Annotated in this window: 10 protein-coding genes; 9 read left to right on the top strand and 1 reads right to left on the bottom strand. The window is 44.2% G+C overall.

Annotated elements, in window-relative coordinates:
* The first annotated feature begins 136 nt into the window (after positions 1 to 136).
* The 6 genes from ACGE0T_RS13220 to ACGE0T_RS13245 all read left to right on the top strand — a co-directional run bounded on the left by ACGE0T_RS13220 (position 137) and on the right by ACGE0T_RS13245 (position 13273).
* The gene (locus ACGE0T_RS13220) at positions 137 to 682 is read left to right on the top strand and encodes an RNA polymerase sigma-70 factor (RefSeq protein WP_459187095.1); all 546 of its coding nucleotides are present in this window, start codon (positions 137 to 139) and stop codon (positions 680 to 682) included.
* Positions 683 to 754: 72 nt separating this feature from the next.
* Positions 755 to 1684, top strand: coding sequence for a FecR family protein (locus tag ACGE0T_RS13225; protein WP_459187096.1), 930 nt, complete (start codon positions 755 to 757; stop codon positions 1682 to 1684).
* A 186-nt stretch (positions 1685 to 1870) separates the two neighbouring features.
* A complete protein-coding gene (locus tag ACGE0T_RS13230; RefSeq protein WP_459187097.1) occupies positions 1871 to 5185 on the top strand; it encodes a TonB-dependent receptor in 3315 nt (1104 codons plus the stop codon).
* 18 nt (positions 5186 to 5203) lie between these two features.
* Positions 5204 to 6976: a RagB/SusD family nutrient uptake outer membrane protein gene (locus tag ACGE0T_RS13235; RefSeq protein WP_459187098.1), complete on the top strand. Its 1773-nt coding sequence runs from the start codon at positions 5204 to 5206 to the stop codon at positions 6974 to 6976.
* A 157-nt stretch (positions 6977 to 7133) separates the two neighbouring features.
* Positions 7134 to 9788 carry a family 78 glycoside hydrolase catalytic domain gene (locus ACGE0T_RS13240; RefSeq protein WP_459187099.1) on the top strand — a complete coding sequence of 885 codons (2655 nt, stop codon included), beginning with the start codon at positions 7134 to 7136 and terminating at the stop codon, positions 9786 to 9788.
* Positions 9785 to 13273 (top strand): glycosyl hydrolase, encoded by a 3489-nt coding sequence (locus tag ACGE0T_RS13245; RefSeq protein WP_459187100.1) that lies wholly within the window; start codon positions 9785 to 9787, stop codon positions 13271 to 13273. The genes ACGE0T_RS13240 and ACGE0T_RS13245 overlap by 4 nt, the downstream gene beginning before the upstream one ends.
* A 631-nt stretch (positions 13274 to 13904) precedes the next feature.
* On the opposite strand, the gene ACGE0T_RS13250 is transcribed toward ACGE0T_RS13245, so the two are convergent.
* Positions 13905 to 14804: a helix-turn-helix domain-containing protein gene (locus ACGE0T_RS13250; RefSeq protein WP_459187101.1), complete on the bottom strand. Its 900-nt coding sequence runs from the start codon at positions 14802 to 14804 to the stop codon at positions 13905 to 13907.
* Positions 14805 to 14962: 158 nt separating this feature from the next.
* Here ACGE0T_RS13250 and ACGE0T_RS13255 point away from each other — a divergent pair, with 158 nt between their 5' ends.
* The 3 genes from ACGE0T_RS13255 to ACGE0T_RS13265 are packed head-to-tail and all read left to right on the top strand — an operon-like array spanning position 14963 to position 18918.
* Entirely contained in the window at positions 14963 to 16279 is a 1317-nt protein-coding gene (locus ACGE0T_RS13255) for a TolC family protein (RefSeq protein ID WP_459187102.1), read from the top strand.
* A gap of 25 nt (positions 16280 to 16304) precedes the next feature.
* Positions 16305 to 17339 (top strand): HlyD family secretion protein, encoded by a 1035-nt coding sequence (locus ACGE0T_RS13260; RefSeq protein ID WP_459187103.1) that lies wholly within the window; start codon positions 16305 to 16307, stop codon positions 17337 to 17339.
* Positions 17340 to 17343: 4 nt separating this feature from the next.
* Positions 17344 to 18918: a hypothetical protein gene (locus ACGE0T_RS13265; protein ID WP_459187104.1), complete on the top strand. Its 1575-nt coding sequence runs from the start codon at positions 17344 to 17346 to the stop codon at positions 18916 to 18918.
* Positions 18919 to 18964: the final 46 nt, after the last annotated feature.

An 18964-nucleotide genomic window follows, 5' to 3' on the forward strand; every position in this document is an offset into this window, starting at 1 on the left:
GCAGCGCAGACCCGTTTTTCAGGCTGTGCCATCGGCGTCATCTATTTTTACAAAATCCAAAGAATATATCTTTTTCTTCCCAAAATCATTTTTCTATCCAAAAATTTCTACATTTACCGCCGAATGGGCATTGGAGATGAAAGAGAAAGATTTCAACATTATTTACGAACAAAATTACCGGCGATCATTCCTGTTTACCAAATCATATGTGCATGATGATATGGTAGCGGAAGATATCGTATCCGAATCACTGGTAAAATACTGGAAGGCAATTTCTAAGAATGAAGGAGAGATAACAGAAGCCCTCCTGCTTACGATATTAAAAAACAAGTCACTGGACTATCTGCGCCATAAAGCTGTCCATGATGCCGCAATTGAAAACCTGATAGAACTAAATAACCAGGAATTGAATATTCGCATTTCCACACTTGAAATTTGCAACCCGGAAGAAATATTTTCTGATGAAATCCAAACAATTATCCAAAGAACGCTGCAAACCCTTCCCGAACAGACTCGACGTGTATTCGAAATGAGCCGTTTCGAAAATAAGACGGCAAAAGAAATAGCCGATGAAACAAATCTCACAGTAAAAGGTGTGGAATATCATATCACAAAATCACTAAAAGCCTTGCGTATAGGCTTAAAAGATTACCTTCCGCTGTTTTATTTTATTTTTTCCTGATTTTTTCTGTATTTCCACTAGGGTATGAGACCACTTTATCGTTATTAATAAGAAAACGATAAAAAACATACCATGGAAGAACTGCTACTACGATATATTCGAGGCGAAGTGTCTGACGAAGAAAGAGGACGCATTACACAATGGCTGAATGAAGATCCGGCAAACATGCGTGAGTTTCTTGCGATGCGCAAACTATACGATATTTCACTTTGGCAAACAAAGCCTAAAGAAAAAATTGCACACAAAAAACAAACGCTGCCTATACGCCGGATTGTTATCGAATCATTAAAAATAGCCGCTATCTTTTTAATCGGTTTCTTTGTAACCAAGCAATTCATACAACAGGAACCGGAAGAGATACAAATGCAAACGATACATGTCCCTACCGGTCAACGGGCCGAACTTACATTAACAGATGGGACACATGTCTGGCTAAATTCCCGCTCTACCCTAAAATTCCCGGAACGGTTCAGTACAAATTCCCGGAATGTTGAACTCGATGGTGAAGGGTACTTCTCTGTCTGCCATGACCAAAAACGTCCTTTTACCGTACAAACCGGGAAATATGCAATCCATGTACTGGGTACCGAGTTTAATGTAAAAGCATACCATAACAGCTCTTCATTTGAAACGGCCCTTTTAAAAGGAAGTGTGGAAATTTCATCCCCGGATATGCCTCAACGGCTACGCCTGAAACCCAATGAGATTGCTATTGCAGATCAAGGGACTTTACAAACCTCCCTGATACCGGATTATAACTATTTCAAATGGAAGGAAGGTCTATTCTGTTTCGAAGATGAATCGGTTCAAAGCCTGATAGAAAAGCTGGAACTCTATTATGATATTAAAATCGACGTGCAACGCCCATCCTTACTCCAATACCGTTATTCCGGAAAATTCAGGATAAAGGATGGCATCGACCATGTACTGAAAGTGCTCCAGCTAAAACATAAATTCACGTATACTAAAAACGATGATAAAAACCTGATTATCATAAAATAAACTTATTTGTTCACCATTAAATCGATATGCCTATGAAACAAGACTGTTAATAACTTTATCGGTCTGAAATAAAAACCGGGAAATGGTTGCAGCATCTCCCGGCGGAAGTCAGCACTGATTTCAACTTAAATCATTAGTACTAACATTAAGAATTACAAATGTATGAAAAATAAAACACTCCGAGTCATGAAGTTAACTTTAATAACACTATTTATTTTTACCACAGGGTTATTGGCTTCTGTTCGCTCACAAAACATGCGTGTCAATATTCATGTGAATAATGCCGAAACGCAGAAAGTCCTTGAAGAGATCGAGAGACAGACTGATTATCTTTTTATCTACAATACCCGGGAAGTCGATTTGAACCGTAAAGTCTCGGTGAATGCCAAAGACCAGACAGTAGCGGATGTTCTTCATTCTGTCTTCAACCAGACAGACATATCCTATGCGATAGAAGGCAGCAATATTATGCTGATGAAAAAGGAAAGCTATGCTAATTCACTCCAGCAAGCGCTCCGGAAATTTACGGGAACCGTAAAGGATGTCAATGGAGAACCTATCATAGGAGCAAACATCGTAGTAAAAGGTACAACGAACGGAACCATCACCGACACGGAAGGAGAATTTACATTTGCGGATATACCATCAACAGCCATACTGACGATTTCCTACATCGGTTATAAACCGCTGGACATTAGCATCCAAGGGCAAAACTCCCTGAATATCGTCCTGCAAGAAGATTCGGAAGCATTGGACGAAGTGGTTGTAATAGGTTACGGAACAACCACTAAAAAGGATTTCACAGGTTCTGTCAGTTCTTTGAAACTTGAAAATTCACCAATTGCCCTTTCTCCGAATATGAATGCTCTGGAATCTTTAAAAGGCAATGTTTCCGGTTTGGACATCGGTGCAACAAACTCGGCAGGAGGACAACCCTCTATCCAGATTCGCGGGCAAAATTCTATCTCCGGTTCCAATGATCCCTTGATTGTTGTCGATGGAATTATCTTTATGGGAAATATCAGTGATATCAATCCCAACGATATTGCCTCATTTGATATCTTGAAAGATGCGACATCCGCTGCCGCTTATGGTTCCCGCTCCGCAAATGGTGTCATCGTGATTTCCACCAAAAAAGGAAAAGTGGGTAAGCCCGTTATCAATATGAATGTAACAGGTAGCATGCAAAACTGGCATCGCCGTCCGGAACTGATGCACGGCGAACAATGGCTGAACATGGTCCGCGATAAAAACAAATACGATGATTACAGCTTTTTATTCAGCCAGCAAAAATTAAATTACGATGCAGGACGTGAAATCGACTGGTTGGACGAAGCAACCCGTACAGGCTGGATGCAGGATTATCAGGTGTCGGTATCCGGAGCCGGAGAAAAGATGAACTATTACATATCGACCTCATATGCCGATAACAAAGGTATTGTAAAGGGAGACAACTTCTCAAGAATGACCGTTCTCGGTAAAATAAATACGGACATCACCAGTTGGTTGCAAATCGGCGTCGATGCAGCGTATACATATTCCGATTATTCCGGTGTGGGAGCTAATTTAAGCAATGCGCAAATCCTTACACCTTATGACATGATGTACCGTGGCAACTCTACCTCCTTACTGGAAAAATATCCGAACGGCCAAAGTGAAGCGATGAACCCGTTGTGGGGTGTGGAATCGGATAATCTGGATGATGTAGATTTAAGAAACAATTTCAGGGCGAATGCCTACATGGTTGTAAAACTACCTTGGGTCAAAGGCTTAAGTTATCGTTTAAATTATTCAGGAAACTTAGACTACAGGAGAGTCGAGCAATTCTATCATGAATCCTATTATGCACCAATCGGTCCTTTTGATGACGAAAACCGTTATTCCATCACAACCCAACAAAATTATCTGGCAAACGCAAATGGTTTCAACCAGAACATCAAAACAACAAGCTGGGTACTGGACAATATCCTGAACTACAAAAATACTTTCGGCAAACATACGATCGATTTAACCGCTGTTGCCACCCGGGATAGCAAACGGATTAAAGATGAAAAGATGACAGGCTCCGATTTTTCTGCCAACGGTAATACGATTTTAGGTGCGAACGGTTTGCACTATGCAAAAATACAGAAACTGAATAACAACAATACGCTAAGGAGAAATATCGGTTATTTTGCCAGAGTTTCTTATTCATTTAACGATACCTATTATATAACAGGTTCTTACCGAAGGGACGGAGCTTCCGTATTCGGTTCCCAGAATAAATGGGGTAATTTCGGCGCAGTAGGAGCCGCCTGGCGTATCTCCAATGAGTCTTTCATGAAATCAGCCGAATTTTTGGATGACTTAAAACTCAAACTGTCATGGGGTAAAAACGGTAATCAGGGAATAGATGCTTACGGCACATTATCTACAGTTAATGCCGGCTCTTCCGGTGGAATCTTTTATCCTTTCGGCAACACAGGTATTCCTTCATACGGAATCAAACAGCAGATGATTGGTAATACACTGCTGGGCTGGGAAACAACTGAAGCCTGGAATGTCGGTTTTGAATCTTCCTGGTTAAACAACCGGTTGTTTGCAGATTTGGATATCTACTTCTCCAAAACGTACGACCAGATATTCAACCGTACCATACCATCTATGACCGGTTTCAACGAAATGAAATCATCGATGGGAGAAGTAAAGAACCGGGGTGTGGAAATAACGCTTCGTTCGGTCAACATTCAGACTAAAGACTGGAACTGGAATACCAGCTTGACCTTCTGGTTGAATCGTAACCGCCTGACCCGTTTATATGGAGAAGATTTGGATGGTGACGGAAAAGAAGATGACGACATCGGTAACAACCTGTTCATTGGGGAATCCATTCATTCTATTTACGGATATAAACAAGACGGCATTGTACAACAGAGCGATATCGAATACATCAAAGCCAATGGTGTAGAAGCAGGAACTCCTAAATACGTTGACATAGATGGTAAGGGTACAATAACTGTCGACGACCGTGTCATTGTTGGAAATAAAGACCCACGCTTCAAATTAAGCCTCGGGAACACGGTTTCTTGGAAAAACCTGGAACTGTACGTTTTATTTACCGGTACATTCGGAGGCAACGGTTATTTCCAGGAAAGCAATTTGCCGGCTTATATGGCAGGCAGAGCCGATTTCTTCAGTGCCAACAACATTTATGTTCCTTACTGGACGGAAGCAAATCCGAGCAACAAGTATCCTGCAGCCTGGTTTACCGGAGACAGTAAATTCTTAGGTTTGCAAAGCCGGGCATACGTCAGACTGCAAGACATAACCTTGTCTTATACATTCAATATGCCGGGAATTAAAAATATCGGAATCAACAGGCTGAAAGTCTTCTTCTCCGGTAAGAATTTAGCAACCATAACAGGTTGGAAAGGCGGCGACCCGGAATTGGGAAATGTGCTGACGAGCGGCACTTACCCCGTAGCAACCACCTTGTCATTAGGTGCAAACATTAGTTTTTAATCTTAATACTATACAGTTATGAAAACAAGTATTAATATAGGAATATTAGCATTATCCTCTCTCCTGTTCAGTTGTAACGATAATGCTTTTCTAACGGAAAATCCGGAAACTTTTTATACAATAGATAATATCTTTACTACGTCGAGCCAGGTTAACCAGGTTGTTACGAGTTGTTACGCCCATGTCCGCCTGATCTATTGCCCTCATGAAAACTGGGATTTGGACTGGTATGCCTACCGGTTGGGAAATGGTACGGATATGTATGATGTTGCCACAATCCGCTTAGGGAACCGCTTCAACGACTACAGTATTCTAAATTCGCAAACGAAAGGCTTTTTCTGCACGTATTCAGCGTTTTATCAATTAATCAATATTGCCAATACGGCACTTGCAGCCGCAAATCTGGAAAATATAGTTTGGGCATCAGAAGATGAAAAAGCCCGGATTATAGCGGAAGCACGTTTCTTCAGGGCATTCGCCTACCGTAATTTAGGCGAATTGTTCGGAGGTGTCCCCATTGTAACGGATTTAACTACGGAACCCCGTTACGACTACACCCGTTCCACACGTCTGGAGACCTATCAGTTTGCCATAGATGAATTAGAAGACTGCTTGAATGACCTGCCGGAAACGACCTCCGAAGCCGGAAGACTGGTTCGTGCCGCTGCCCAGCATAATTTATGTCAATTATATATAGACAAAGGGGTTGTGCTATCTGAAGAAGGAGGTGATGCCACTTCAGCTTATACCAAAGCAGTCGAATATGCAGATGCGGTTATCGACGGCGGAATATATAATCTGATGACCGAACGTTTTGGAACACGTGCAACAGAAAACCCTGAGTTTTATTATGCCAGCACAGATGCAGAACAAACAGAGGCCCACCTGTATGAAAAAGCCGGACACAAGATCGAAGGAAATGTATTCTGGGACCTGTACCAGGTTGGAAACCAAGACTTCCAGTCCGGTAACAAAGAAGCCATCTGGGTGGCTCAGTTCGATTACGACGTATACAAACAGGAAGGTGCCCAAGGTACGATATACACAGGATATTATTGTCCGGTATTCAGAGACCAGGGAGGTGAATACGCAACCGGTTCCATGGAAGATGTAGGAGGTTTGGGAACCTGTGCCGTGCAACCTACTTTCTATACCCGGGATGTGATTTATGAAGACAAATGGAATGAAGATATGAGAAATTCCGATGCTGTTTTTCGCCGCACGATATTAGGAAACGTACCGGGAACTCCCTACTACGGCAAACTGATCCCGTGGTCTGTACTGTATCGTGAAGATGCTTCCGGTAAAAAGAATGATGTGGCAACGACCCAGCTATATCCTATATCCTGCAAAGTCGGTCCCGACAAATATGTCGGCATTGAAGACGGAGAAAACCGTTCGCATGGCTTCAGGGACGATTACCTGATTCGTTTGCCGGAAACCATTCTGTTGAGAGCCGAGGCCAAACTAAGATTAGGCGACACAGGAGGAGCTGCTTCGGATATCAATATGTTGCGCGACAGGGCTAAATGTAAATATAGAGTTTCTTCCGCCGACGTGAATCTGGATTTGATTCTGGATGAACGGGCCAGAGAACTGGTTTATGAGGAATGCCGCTGGAATACCTTATTGCGAATGGGCGGAACCGTTGCTGTGGACCGTATTAAAAAGTATGCTTACTGGGATTATCCCCGTACCACTTTAAATAAAACATTTAATTTATGGCCGATTCCCCAGACTGTGATAGACACGAATAAAGATGTGAAACTGGAACAGAATCCGGGTTGGTAAGTTTTGAGGGCTGTACCTTTCATTCACAGGAAGTCAAGGTACAGCCTGTTTTTTTTTAACAAAATGTCTTATCTTTGTTTCAAAGGAAAAAACAAAGAGAAGATAGGCGGCTGTCCCGGCTTGCACTATCTTTGAAACATCTAAAAAAACCGCTAATATGAAGAACCTTTTAATTAGAAATGTGTGCCTGCTATTCGTGGCGCTCGTTGTCATCTCCTGTAATTCAAATTCGTCTGTGGAGATAGAGAAGCTACAGTGTGAAGAACTGGATAATCCGTTGGGAATCGATAATACATCGCCCCATTTTAGTTGGCAGCTTCACTCCGGCAAACAGGGGAGTAAACAAACCGCTTACCAAATCCTCGTCGCATCTTCAGAGAAACTTTTGTCCGAAGGAAAAACGGATTTATGGGATTCCGGAAAGAAAGATTCGGACGAATCCGTCTGGGTTGCCTATCAGGGAACTCCGTTAGCTTCCAAAAGTTTTGCCTATTGGAAAGTCCGCGTATGGGACGAAGACGGAAATGCCACCCCGTGGAGTAAACCGGCTTCTTTTGCCGTAGGGCTCCTGAATGAAAATGATTGGAAAGCCAAATACATCGGCATAAGTTACGAACAGGAGCCACCCTGCTCTCCCCAGTTCCGGAAAACATTCGAATGGAATAATGACGGACAAAAAGCCTTACTGCACGTAAATTCTTTAGGATACCACGAAGTTTATCTGAACGGGCAACCGGTAAGTGACGCCGTATTGGCTCCTGCCGTATCCCAGTTCAACAAACGGTCATTATCCGTAACCTACGATATAGCCAAATTCCTTAAAAAAGGAGAAAACAATCTGGTTATCTGGTTAGGACAAGGCTGGTATCATGGAGACCTGCCCGGTGTGATAGAAGGCGGCCCGTTTGTCCGTGCCCAGTTGGAAACCGAAAAAGAAGGTAACTGGACTACTTCTTTAATAACAGATGACTCTTGGACTGCCCGGGAAAGCGGATACGAATCGACCTGGCGAAAATATCAGTTAGGTGGAGAGATTGTAGACGCCTCCAAATTCCTTCCGGATTTAACAGCCAAATCTTTGAACAAAGCCACTTGGGGAGCAACCAAAGAGGTAATTATTCCTTCCCATCCTACCACCCCACAGATGGTTGAACCGAACCGGATACAAAAAGAGTTCCATCCGGTTTCATTCAAGCCGGCAGGCGATAAAACCTGGACTTTCGATATGGGAACCAATTTCACCGGCTGGACAAAGATTAAATTCCCCCGTTTGGAAAAGGGACAAAAGATACAAATAAGCTATTGCGATTTCCTGGATGAAAAAGGCCAGTTCAGAGACAATTCAAACTGTGATATGTATATCGCCTCCGGCCAGGAAAACGAATCCTTCACCAACAAATTCAATTATCATGCTTACCGTTATCTGAAAATATCCAACCTGAAAGAAGTACCGGCATTATCGGATATTACAGCTTGCCTGATTCACACGGATTATGACGGAAATTCCTCTTTCTCTTCTTCGGATAAAGATCTGAATGCAATCCATCAAATGATACACTACACATTAGGCTGCCTGACTCTGGGTGGTGATATGGTAGACTGCCCGCATGTTGAAAGATTAGGGTACGGTGGAGACGGCAATGCCTCGACTTTAACCATACAGACGATGTTTAATATGGCGCCTCTTTATACCAACTGGATGCAGGCATGGGCGGATTGCATTCGCGAAGACGGCAGTATGCCTCACACGGCACCGAATCCATTCTCAGCTGGCGGCGGCCCGTATTGGTGCGGATTCATTATTACCGGTTCATGGCAGACGTATGTAAATTATGGAGACCGCCGTTTATTGGAACGTTACTATCCGTATATGCAACAGTGGTTGGGATACGCCCAAAAATATTCGCCGGACGGGTTATTAAGACCCTGGCCGAGTACGGAATACCGCAACTGGTATCTGGGCGACTGGGCAACGCCTATAGGAATAGACCAGACCAATCCGATGTCAATCGATGTCGTGAACAACAGCTTTATGGTGGTTTGTTACCAGACAATGGCCAAAATAGCCGAAGTTTTAGGGAAAAGCCAGGATATACAACCCTACAAGGAAAAAGCTGAAAACCTGAAAGCACTCATTCATAAAACGTTTTACGACCCGGAAAAGCAAAGCTACTCGACAGGAACCCAGATTGATTTGATTTATCCGATGTTAGCCGGCGCCACACCACAGGAAGAGTTACCGAAGGTACTGAATACCTTGTTCAGCGTTACGGCAGAACGCTTTAAAGGACATTTGTCAACCGGATTAGTCGGCATTCCCGTGATTACGGAATGGGCGGTAAAGAACCGGCAAGCCGATTTCATGTATAAGATGTTGAAGAAAAGAGATTATCCGGGTTATCTCTATATGCTGGATAACGGGGCGACAACGACCTGGGAACACTGGAATGGAGAACGCAGCCATATCCACAATTGCTATAACGGTATCGGTTCCTGGTTCTATCAGGCATTAGGCGGTATTCTGCCGGACGAAAAGGCTCCGGGATACAAACATGTATTTATCCAACCCCAGTTGGTAAACGGGCTTACTTGGGTAGATGTTTCAAAAGATACGCCTTACGGACCTTTAAAAGTAAAATGGGAAAAAACAGATACTTCCTTCAATATGGATATTTACATACCGGTAGGATGCGAAGCTACATTGACTTTGCCGGTTGAAGCGAAAACAGTATCTATCAACAAGGAACAATCCGATGAACTGAATACGTTCCAAATACAATCCGGACATTATCAGATTACATGCAGTTTATGAATATGAATCGAATCAAATATATACTTTTAGTAAGTTTGAGTTTACTGGCAAGCACTGTTGATGTGCTTGCCAGTGATTCTTTACGGGCAGGCTTTACCAATCCACCGGCTTCGGCTAAGGTACGTACCTGGTGGCACTGGTTGAACGGGAATATTTCCAAAGAAGGGATTACCGCCGATTTGGAAGCAATGCAACGGGTCGGAATCCAAGAAGCCCAAATATTTAACGGAGATATGGGTTATCCGGAAGGACCTGTCACATACCTGAGTCCTGAATGGCTGGAGCTTTTTAAGTTCGCCGTGCAGGAGGCTCAACGTTTAGGACTTGAAATCGGATTCCATAACGGAGCCGGCTGGTCTTCAAGCGGCGGACCGTGGGTCACTCCCGAACATGCCATGCAAACGGTTGTTTACAGTGAAGTACAGCACAAAGGCGGAAACAGGTTCAAAGGGAAATTACCCTTACCCCCTACCAAATTGAATTATTACAAAGACATTGCCGTCCTGGCATTTCCCAAGCCGCAACAGGAAACAAAGATTGATGATCTGGCTTTAAAATCTTTATCCGGCCACTCTTTCCGGAATCATTTGGAACCGGATACAAAAGAAATCCCTCAACCGGCTTTGGTAGATAAAAACCGGATACTGAACCTGACTTCCAAATTGGCAAGTGACGGTACCTTAGAATGGGATGCCCCGAAAGGCGACTGGATTATCTTACGGTTGGGGCATACGCCTAATGGGGAAGAAAACCATCCTGCCGTCATCGGCGGACGCGGACTGGAATGTGATAAAATGAGCCGCGCAGCAGTAGATGTTTACTGGCAAGGCGGCATCAAACCGATTCTGGATAAACTGGGTTCACTGGCAGGCACGACTCTCGTCAATTGCATTATCGACAGTTACGAGGTCGGCTGTAATAACTGGACATCCGGTTTCAGGGATGCCTTTAAACGGCTTCGCGGATATGACTGCCTCTCCTACTTGCCGGCATTGGCTGGGTATTATGTAGATAGCGGAGAAATTACGGAACGTTTTCTCTGGGACTTCCGGCGGACCATCGGCGACCTGATGGCGGAGAACTATTACGGTTATTTCAGGGAACTTTGCCATCAGACCGGATTAAAACTTTCCATAGAACCGTATGGCGGACCCTTCGAATGTTTACAGGTCGGGGCTATGGGAGATATTGTGATGAGTGAATTCTGGTCCGGCGAGAATATCTTTTTCGATTCTCCTAAATTTGTTGCTTCTGCGGCACATATAAACGGCAAACCTTTTGTAGGAGCCGAATCATTTACCAACCTGGGCGGATGGTCGGACCATCCGGCAAGCCTCAAACCGATTGGAGACAGAGCCTGGACGGAAGGAATCAACCGTTTGATATTCCATACCTATGTGCATCAACCCTGGAATGCTGCTCCCGGTATGACATTAGGAACCTACGGTTTCGACTTCAACCGATTGAATACCTGGTGGGAACAAAGCACAGCTTTCCTGAATTATCTATCCCGCTCCCAATTCCTGCTTCAACAAGGACGGTATGCAGCCGATATTTTAGTCTTTGCCGGCGAATCATCTCCGAATGACGCCATTCTAAAACCGGAAATCAGGGAATCAGGTTACGACTACGATTTGATAGGAACACCCAATATGGCTTCTTTAACCGTAAAGGATGGCTGGATTTATACGCCGGTTGGAGGAAAGTACCGGATTATGGTTCTACCGGAAACGAAATGGATAACCCCGGAATTACTACAAAAGATAGGCGAACTTGCCAAGGCCGGTGCTACAATTATCGGACCGAAGCCGCAACATTCCCCCAGCTTATGCGGATATCCCCAATGCGATAAACAAGTTGCCCGCCTGGCGGATGAGCTATGGGAGAACCATTGGATTACCGACTGTTCCATCCGGGAAATACTGGATAAGAAAGGATTGGTTCCCGACTGTTCTGCGAAGGTAACCGGCAAGGCATTCAGTTTTGTCCACCGGATTACGGATGATGCGGACATCTACTTTATTGTAAACTCTCAGAAGGTAGGTTTCCTGGACACCTGCCGTTTCCGGATTTCCGGCAAACAACCGGAAATATGGAACCCGCTAACGGGAGAAATCAAAGATGCCGCCGTATGGCAAAGCCATGCAGACGGAACGACAACAGTTCCCATCCCGTTTGACCCGGAAGGTTCGCTCTTTGTTGTTTTCCGCAAACCGGCAACCGAGCACATTGTCCGAACAAAGATGGAGCTTCTCCCGCAGCAAATAACGCCTTTGCCCGAACTGAAGATTATCAAAGCCGAATACGGTACATTTTTCCCGAACGGACTGGCCGACGTCACCGAGGCATTGAACAAACAAATCCGGCAGGGCCAGATACAAGTTTCCGCCGGCAATCATCTTGCATCGTGCGACCCGGCCCCCGGCTCCATTAAAGAACTAAGGGTGGAATATAAAATAGGGAATCAACATAAACAGGCCAGCATCCTGGAAAACGAACCGTTTGCCGTAAAGGCGAATCCGGCAGAGGAACTAAAAGTGATAAAGGCTGCATATGGTAAGTTCGACCGCCGGCTCAAAAGTATCCCGGTATATACTCCGGCATCCGATGTGACGGCTTATTTGTCTTCTCTGATTGCCAACGGGCAATATATCATTCCGGTCGACGATGCCTTAACCGGAGACAACTCCCGCTCTGTCAAGGAACCGGGAAAGGAACTTCGGTTAACGTACGAAGCCAAAGGTGAAATACGGGAATTGACCGTTCCCCAGGGACAAGAGTTGAAACTGATAGAGAGTACGCCAGCCCCTAAACTGGTATGGGAAGAGGGTAAACCGGTATGGATAACTCCATCTCCCGGAAAACTCATCTATACCACCTCTACGGGCAAAGAGAAACGGATAGAAGTGAACTCGGTACCAGAACCGATTAAACTGGCAGGCAACTGGGATATCCTCTTTACTTCCAAACTGGATACTCCTTTTCATGCAACATTCGAAAGATTAATGTCGTGGACGAAAATCCCCGATGAAAGGATTCGTTATTTTTCGGGTACGGCTGCTTACCGGAAACAATTCTTCGTGCCTGCCACACTTATCCGGCAAGCCCGTTTGTTGGAACTGGATTTAGGAGATGTTGGAGTTATGGCAGAAGTGTTTGTCAACGGGAAAGGTTTAGGCGTGACATGGAAAGCTCCGTATCGCATGGATATCAGCCAAGCAATAAAAGAAGGTATGAATGAAATAGAAATACGGGTTACCAATTTATGGCCTAACCGGTTGATTGGTGACGAGCGATATCCGGACAATCGCAGCTATCCTCCCAAGCATTGGCCGGACTGGTTACTGAATGGTTCGAAAGCACCTTCCCGACATGCCACGTTTGCTACCTGGAAACATTGGGATAAGGATTCACCTTTACAGACTTCAGGGCTATTGGGTCCGGTGTTGATTCGCCCTTACGTATCCGGCAAAGTGTCAAAATGACAAAACATCCCCTGAATACGCGGATTCTATGGATACAGACACAGGAGGCATTATAAATAGGCTGCTCTCGCGGAGTTCAGCTTTATCAGTTTGTTGGTACAGATGGATTTTAGGTAGCTAAAAGATAGGACGCGGAATTTATTTATTAGACGCGGATGACGCAGATAAACGCGGATTAAAAAACATATAATATGTATTAATCCGCGTTTATCTGCGTCATCCGCGTCTAATCATATTATTGTCATTTTTCCGGAATAATAATCTATTTAATATCTGCACAAAGTTTGGTTTTCCGACCATTCCAGAACTGTGTCCATGCTTAATAACATCTAAAAACAAAGCATATATGGTTTGAAATCGAAACATATATGTTTTAAAGTCAAAATATAGGTGCTTTGTCCGCGCAAATAGTTGTATTTTGGTCCGCAGACAGTTGGAATTAGTAGCGGTACTAATTGAAATTACCCTCAGGGTAAATGAAAAAAGGTGCCGGATTGTATGAAATAACTCCTTTTTAGCGCAAAAAAGAGCCATCTTTTCCCTAAAACAGCGGTCATCCGCATATGCTGAGTCAGCGAAAGGGAGATTATCTCATCAAAGTGTCAACCAATAAAGCAAAACACAAACATTTTCATATTCCGTTCTTTCGGAAATCAGCCGGAGAAACACCCGATTTGCGTTTGAAAAACTTGCCGAAGGAAGATTGGTCGGAGAAGTTTAAAAGAACGGTTATCTCTTGTATGGATAATTTGGAATGAATCAATAAAGTACGGGCATCGCTGTATAGCATCTCAAAGATAAAATCGCAGACACTCTGTCCCGTGACACGCTTTACTATCAGTGTCAGGTAATGGGCGGAGACATTCAATTCGGATGCATAAAACTCCACTTTATGCTCTTTGCGATACTTGTTGATTAATAATTCGATAAAAGACTTTATCAGACTTTCATAACGGTTCAGGCATCCTTCTTCGTAAAAATTCAATTGCCGGTCTATAATATCACTCAAATCCAGATAAAAGGTAAACAGGCAGTTCAATACCATCTCTTTATAATACAGATGCTTCGTATTGCCGATAGCTTCGCCTACGGCATGTATCCTCTTTTCCAATAAACGGGTATGGTCCGGATTTAAACGGACAACCGGGGCGTTAAAGAGCCGGACCCCGTATTTAATCCGCTTGTAAATCATATCCGTTGAATCCATCTCTTCCATAAATTCCTTACTGACGAACAAACACAAGCATTTAAAATCGTCGCTGCAATCACTCAATTTAAATAAATGGGAGGCAGATAATAACAGGATAGAATCAGGCTGAATCGTATGCGACTTATAATTGGCAGACAACACGCCGGTTCCAGATAAAACCAATATGGCAATAGCCGCATTCAGGAACATAGCTTCCGACAACTGCGAATTTACCGTCCGGCAATCCAAGGATACACGGGCTATTTTATTCCCTACCCCTTCCTGAAAGTCGGATGGAGGTAGTATTTCCACTATATTTCTGATATGAATAGTATTCTTCATTCTGTTGGTTTTATCCTGAGGCAAAGGTAATTTAAAGCCCGGATATGTCCAAATTAAACCAATTCCGTGTATTTTGAAACTTTCAAACCCTTTCGATTTTTCCGTACTTTGTCCTCGAATTTGAGCAAGATTAATAAACAGTAAATCAAAAGAAACATATGAGAATGTTCAGAGGGGCTATATGGGTATTCATACTCTGTAGCTCAGGTACCTCGTTTGCGCAAAATCTTCAGCACCAGAAGTTAAGTATCGAGCAAATGTTCAATTTAGCCGAATTAAACAGTAAGAGCATCCGCACGGCCGGTTTCGCAGAGGAAGAAGCTCAGGAAGCCGTCAAGGTTGCCAAAAACCAGTTGCTCCCTTCCATCGACGTTTCACTGTCCGCCAGTTATTTAGGAGACGGTTGGATGGCAGACCGTAATTTTTCAAACGGAACCAATGCACCTATGCCTCATTTCAGCAACAACTTTGCGGTAGAGGCCACACAGGTTGTTTATGCAGGGGGAGCTATTACCGGAGGAATTGCTATTGCCAAGCTGCAACAACAAATAGCCCGGCTGGATAAAGAAAACAACAGGCAGGATATCCGTTTCCTGCTGGTCGGAAACTATCTGGAACTATACAAACTGCAAAACCAGGCGGAAGTCTACATGAAAAATATCGAGCAGACCCAACGGCTCTTATCGGATATCAAAGCCAAACAAAGTGAAGGGCTTGCATTGAAAAACGATATCACCCGGTATGAGCTGCAACTAAAATCGCTCGAACTGGCGTTAACCCAGGTACAAAACTCCCGGGTTATTATCAACAACCAACTCATTACCGTCCTGGGGCTTCCGCAGGAAACTGTGATTGATATCGAAACATCCATAGCAGACCAGTTGCCGTTACTGATGGCGGAAGCGCACTGGCAGGAAACCGCCACAGAGGTTTCCCCTTTGCTGAAACAAGCCCAGTTGGGTATCGACATCTCCAAGCAGAATGAGAAAATAACCAAAGCGGAACGTCTGCCGTCTGTTGCCCTGTTTGCCGGCGACCATCTGGACGGACCGATAACCATTGAGGTTCCTCCCATCGACAAGAATTTTAATTATTGGTATGTAGGGGTCGGTATCAAGTACAATATAGCCTCCCTCTACAAAACAAACAAGAAAACCCGCCAGGCCCGGTTATCCACCCGGAAAGCGATAGAAAGCCGGGAGTTGCTTCAAGAAAACATACAAACGCAAATCAAGGCGGCCCATGTCCGTTTTGCCGAATCGTTCACCATCTACGATACTCAGATGAAGAGCCTCGAACTGGCCGAACAAAACTACGAAGTGGTAAACAACCGTTACCTGAATGAACTGGCACTGATTACCGACATGCTGGATGCCAGCAACTCCAAACTAAGTGCGGAACTACAAGTGGCAAATGCACGCATCAACATCCTTTTCAATTATTATAAACTGAAAAAGGCTGCCGGAAACTTATAAGAAACCTATTAAACATCATAAAGCAATGAAGAAGAAAACGAAGAAACTAATTTATAATATTGTTGTCGGATTATTAATAATCGGTGGCATCGCCTGGGTAAGCGCCCGCTTTATCCATCTGGGCAATGTGGAATATACGGACAATGCACAAATCAAGCAATTGATTGTCCCGGTAAACTCACGTGTACAGGGTTTTATCTCCAAAATCTATTTTGACGAATACCAGACCATACAGAAAGGAGATACACTGGCGGTTATCGAAGATACGGAATTTCGTTACCGCCTTGCACAGGCAGAAGCGGACTACCAGAATGCACTGTCCGGCAAATCGGCGATGACCACGACTATCCACACTACACAAAACAATCTTTCTGTTTCGGATGCTGGAATCGAAGAAGCCAAAATACGTCTGGACAATGCGGAAAGAGAATATAACCGGTATAAAAAGCTCCATGAACAGGAAGCGGTCACCCAGCAACAATACGACGCTATCAAAACAAACTATGAAGCATCGAAAGCCAGATACGAACTGCTTCTGCGCCAGAAACAATCCACTTCGCTGGTTAAACAGGAACAAACCCAGCGCCTGGACCAGACAGAAGCCGGTATCAAACTGGCTGCTGCTGCTGTGGACTTAGCCAAACTGAATCTTTCCTATACGGTGATTGTTGCTCCTTGCGACGGTACTACCGGAAGAAAGAATATCCAGGAAGGACAGTTGATACAACCCGGACAAACCCTGGTAGATATTGTAGATGCCAACGACATATGGATTGTTGCCAATTATAAGGAAACCCAAACGGCAAATATAAACGAAGGCCTGCCGGTGGATATTGAAGTGGATGCTGTTCCCGGCATTACATTCAAAGGGGCTGTCAAATCCATATCACGCGCTACCGGCGCGAGCTTCTCTCTCATCCCCCAGGATAATTCCGCCGGAAACTTCATCAAAGTGGAACAGCGCATTCCCATCCGTATCGAGTTCTCCGGAGAAAACAGACTGGAAGATTTAAGCAGGCTTCGTGCAGGCATGAATGTAGAATGTGTGGTAAACTATTAATTCAATGCACGAAACAGGACCTTTTTCTATTCCGGCCATCCGCAATTTCATACCGGAGAAAGTTAAACCGTGGATTATAATCCTCTTTGTCATTGTTTTCCAGCTTTCAGGCGGTGTTTATCTGGCTGCGGTCAGCGAGATGGTGGGCTCGATGGCTTTGATGCAGGAAGATATTATGATGGCTGGGTATGCTTCTATGGTAGGGATGGGACTGACCTTTGCGATTATGTTCCGGTTGAAGTTCCGCTTTACTTCTAAAGTGGCATTCCTTACTTGCGGTACTGTCATCATCTTATGTAACCTGATTTGCATGTACACCCGTAGTGTTCCGGTCTTGGTGGCAGCTTGCTTTATAGCCGGGATCTTCAGGATGTGGGCTACTTTCGAATGTAACTCTACCATCCAGTTATGGCTTACCCCCAAACGGGATTTATCCATCTTCTTCTGCTATATTTACTTGCTGGTACAAAGCTGTATCCAGTTATCCGGGCTGATAACCATTTATACTTCTTTCTGGGCAAAGTGGGAATATATGCATTGGGCTGCCATCGGGCTGCTCGGACTGGTAATGCTTGCCACGCTGATTCTTTTCCGGGGCGAACGGTTCATGCGGAAACTTCCCCTTTTCGGTATCGATTGGATGGGTGCACTACTGTGGGGACTGACGGTAATGTGTATTATCTTTATCTGTGTGTATGGAGAACATTATGAATGGTTCGAGTCTGTCTACATACGGATGGCGGCAGTTATGGGTATAATTACTTTGTTGTTGAACCTTTGGAGGGCGTCATTTATACGGCATCCGTTTATCCAGCTTGCAACCTGGAAGTTCGATGTAGTCTATATGACTTTTCTGCTTTACATCGTAATAGACTTGTTGCTTGCCCCCTCCCATTTGCTGGAACATATTTATATGGAAGGCGTTTTAGGATATGATTCTTTAAATACGGTTTCCATGAACTGGATTGTTTTGCTGGGGATTGTAACCGGGGCATTCCTTACCTACCGTACCTTTGCCCTTCGCAAATGGAGTTATAAGACAATGACCGTTATCGCTTTTTCGGCAATCACCGGTTATCTGATGTTATTCTACTTTAATATAGATTACAACCAGTCCAAAGAATCATTGGTATTTCCTATATTTCTGCGGAGCTTCGGGTACGTCATCATTGCCATTTGTTTCCTTACGGTTTTGTCGCGGGTCCCTTTCGAGAATTTCTTCCAGGCCATCACAATACAATCATTTGTGAGTGCGGGCTTCGGGGGAGTCTTAGGTTCTGCCATTCTCGAACATGCCCTCAAAGCGGCGATGAAGAAAAACGCTTTATTACTGGGCGCCGGTCTGGATAATGTCAATCCGCTTGCCAATCAATTATTTCCCGGCGAACTATACGGTGCACTGCAAAAACAGGCACTGATGGTTTCGATGAAAGAGTTATACGGTTGGCTGGCTTTACTCGCCTTGTTTTGCCTGCTCGCCTTTATGGTGAAAGAAAGCAATATCCGCCCCAAATATGCCATTCATCCTACTTACCGGGCGATTCGCCGATTGATTAAACGGGAGCTGAAAGAACGATAAATGATTTTATTTTGCCTCTCTCAGAAAAAAATTATCACTTTTTGTT

The organism is Parabacteroides sp. APC149_11_2_Y6 (assembly GCF_054506995.1).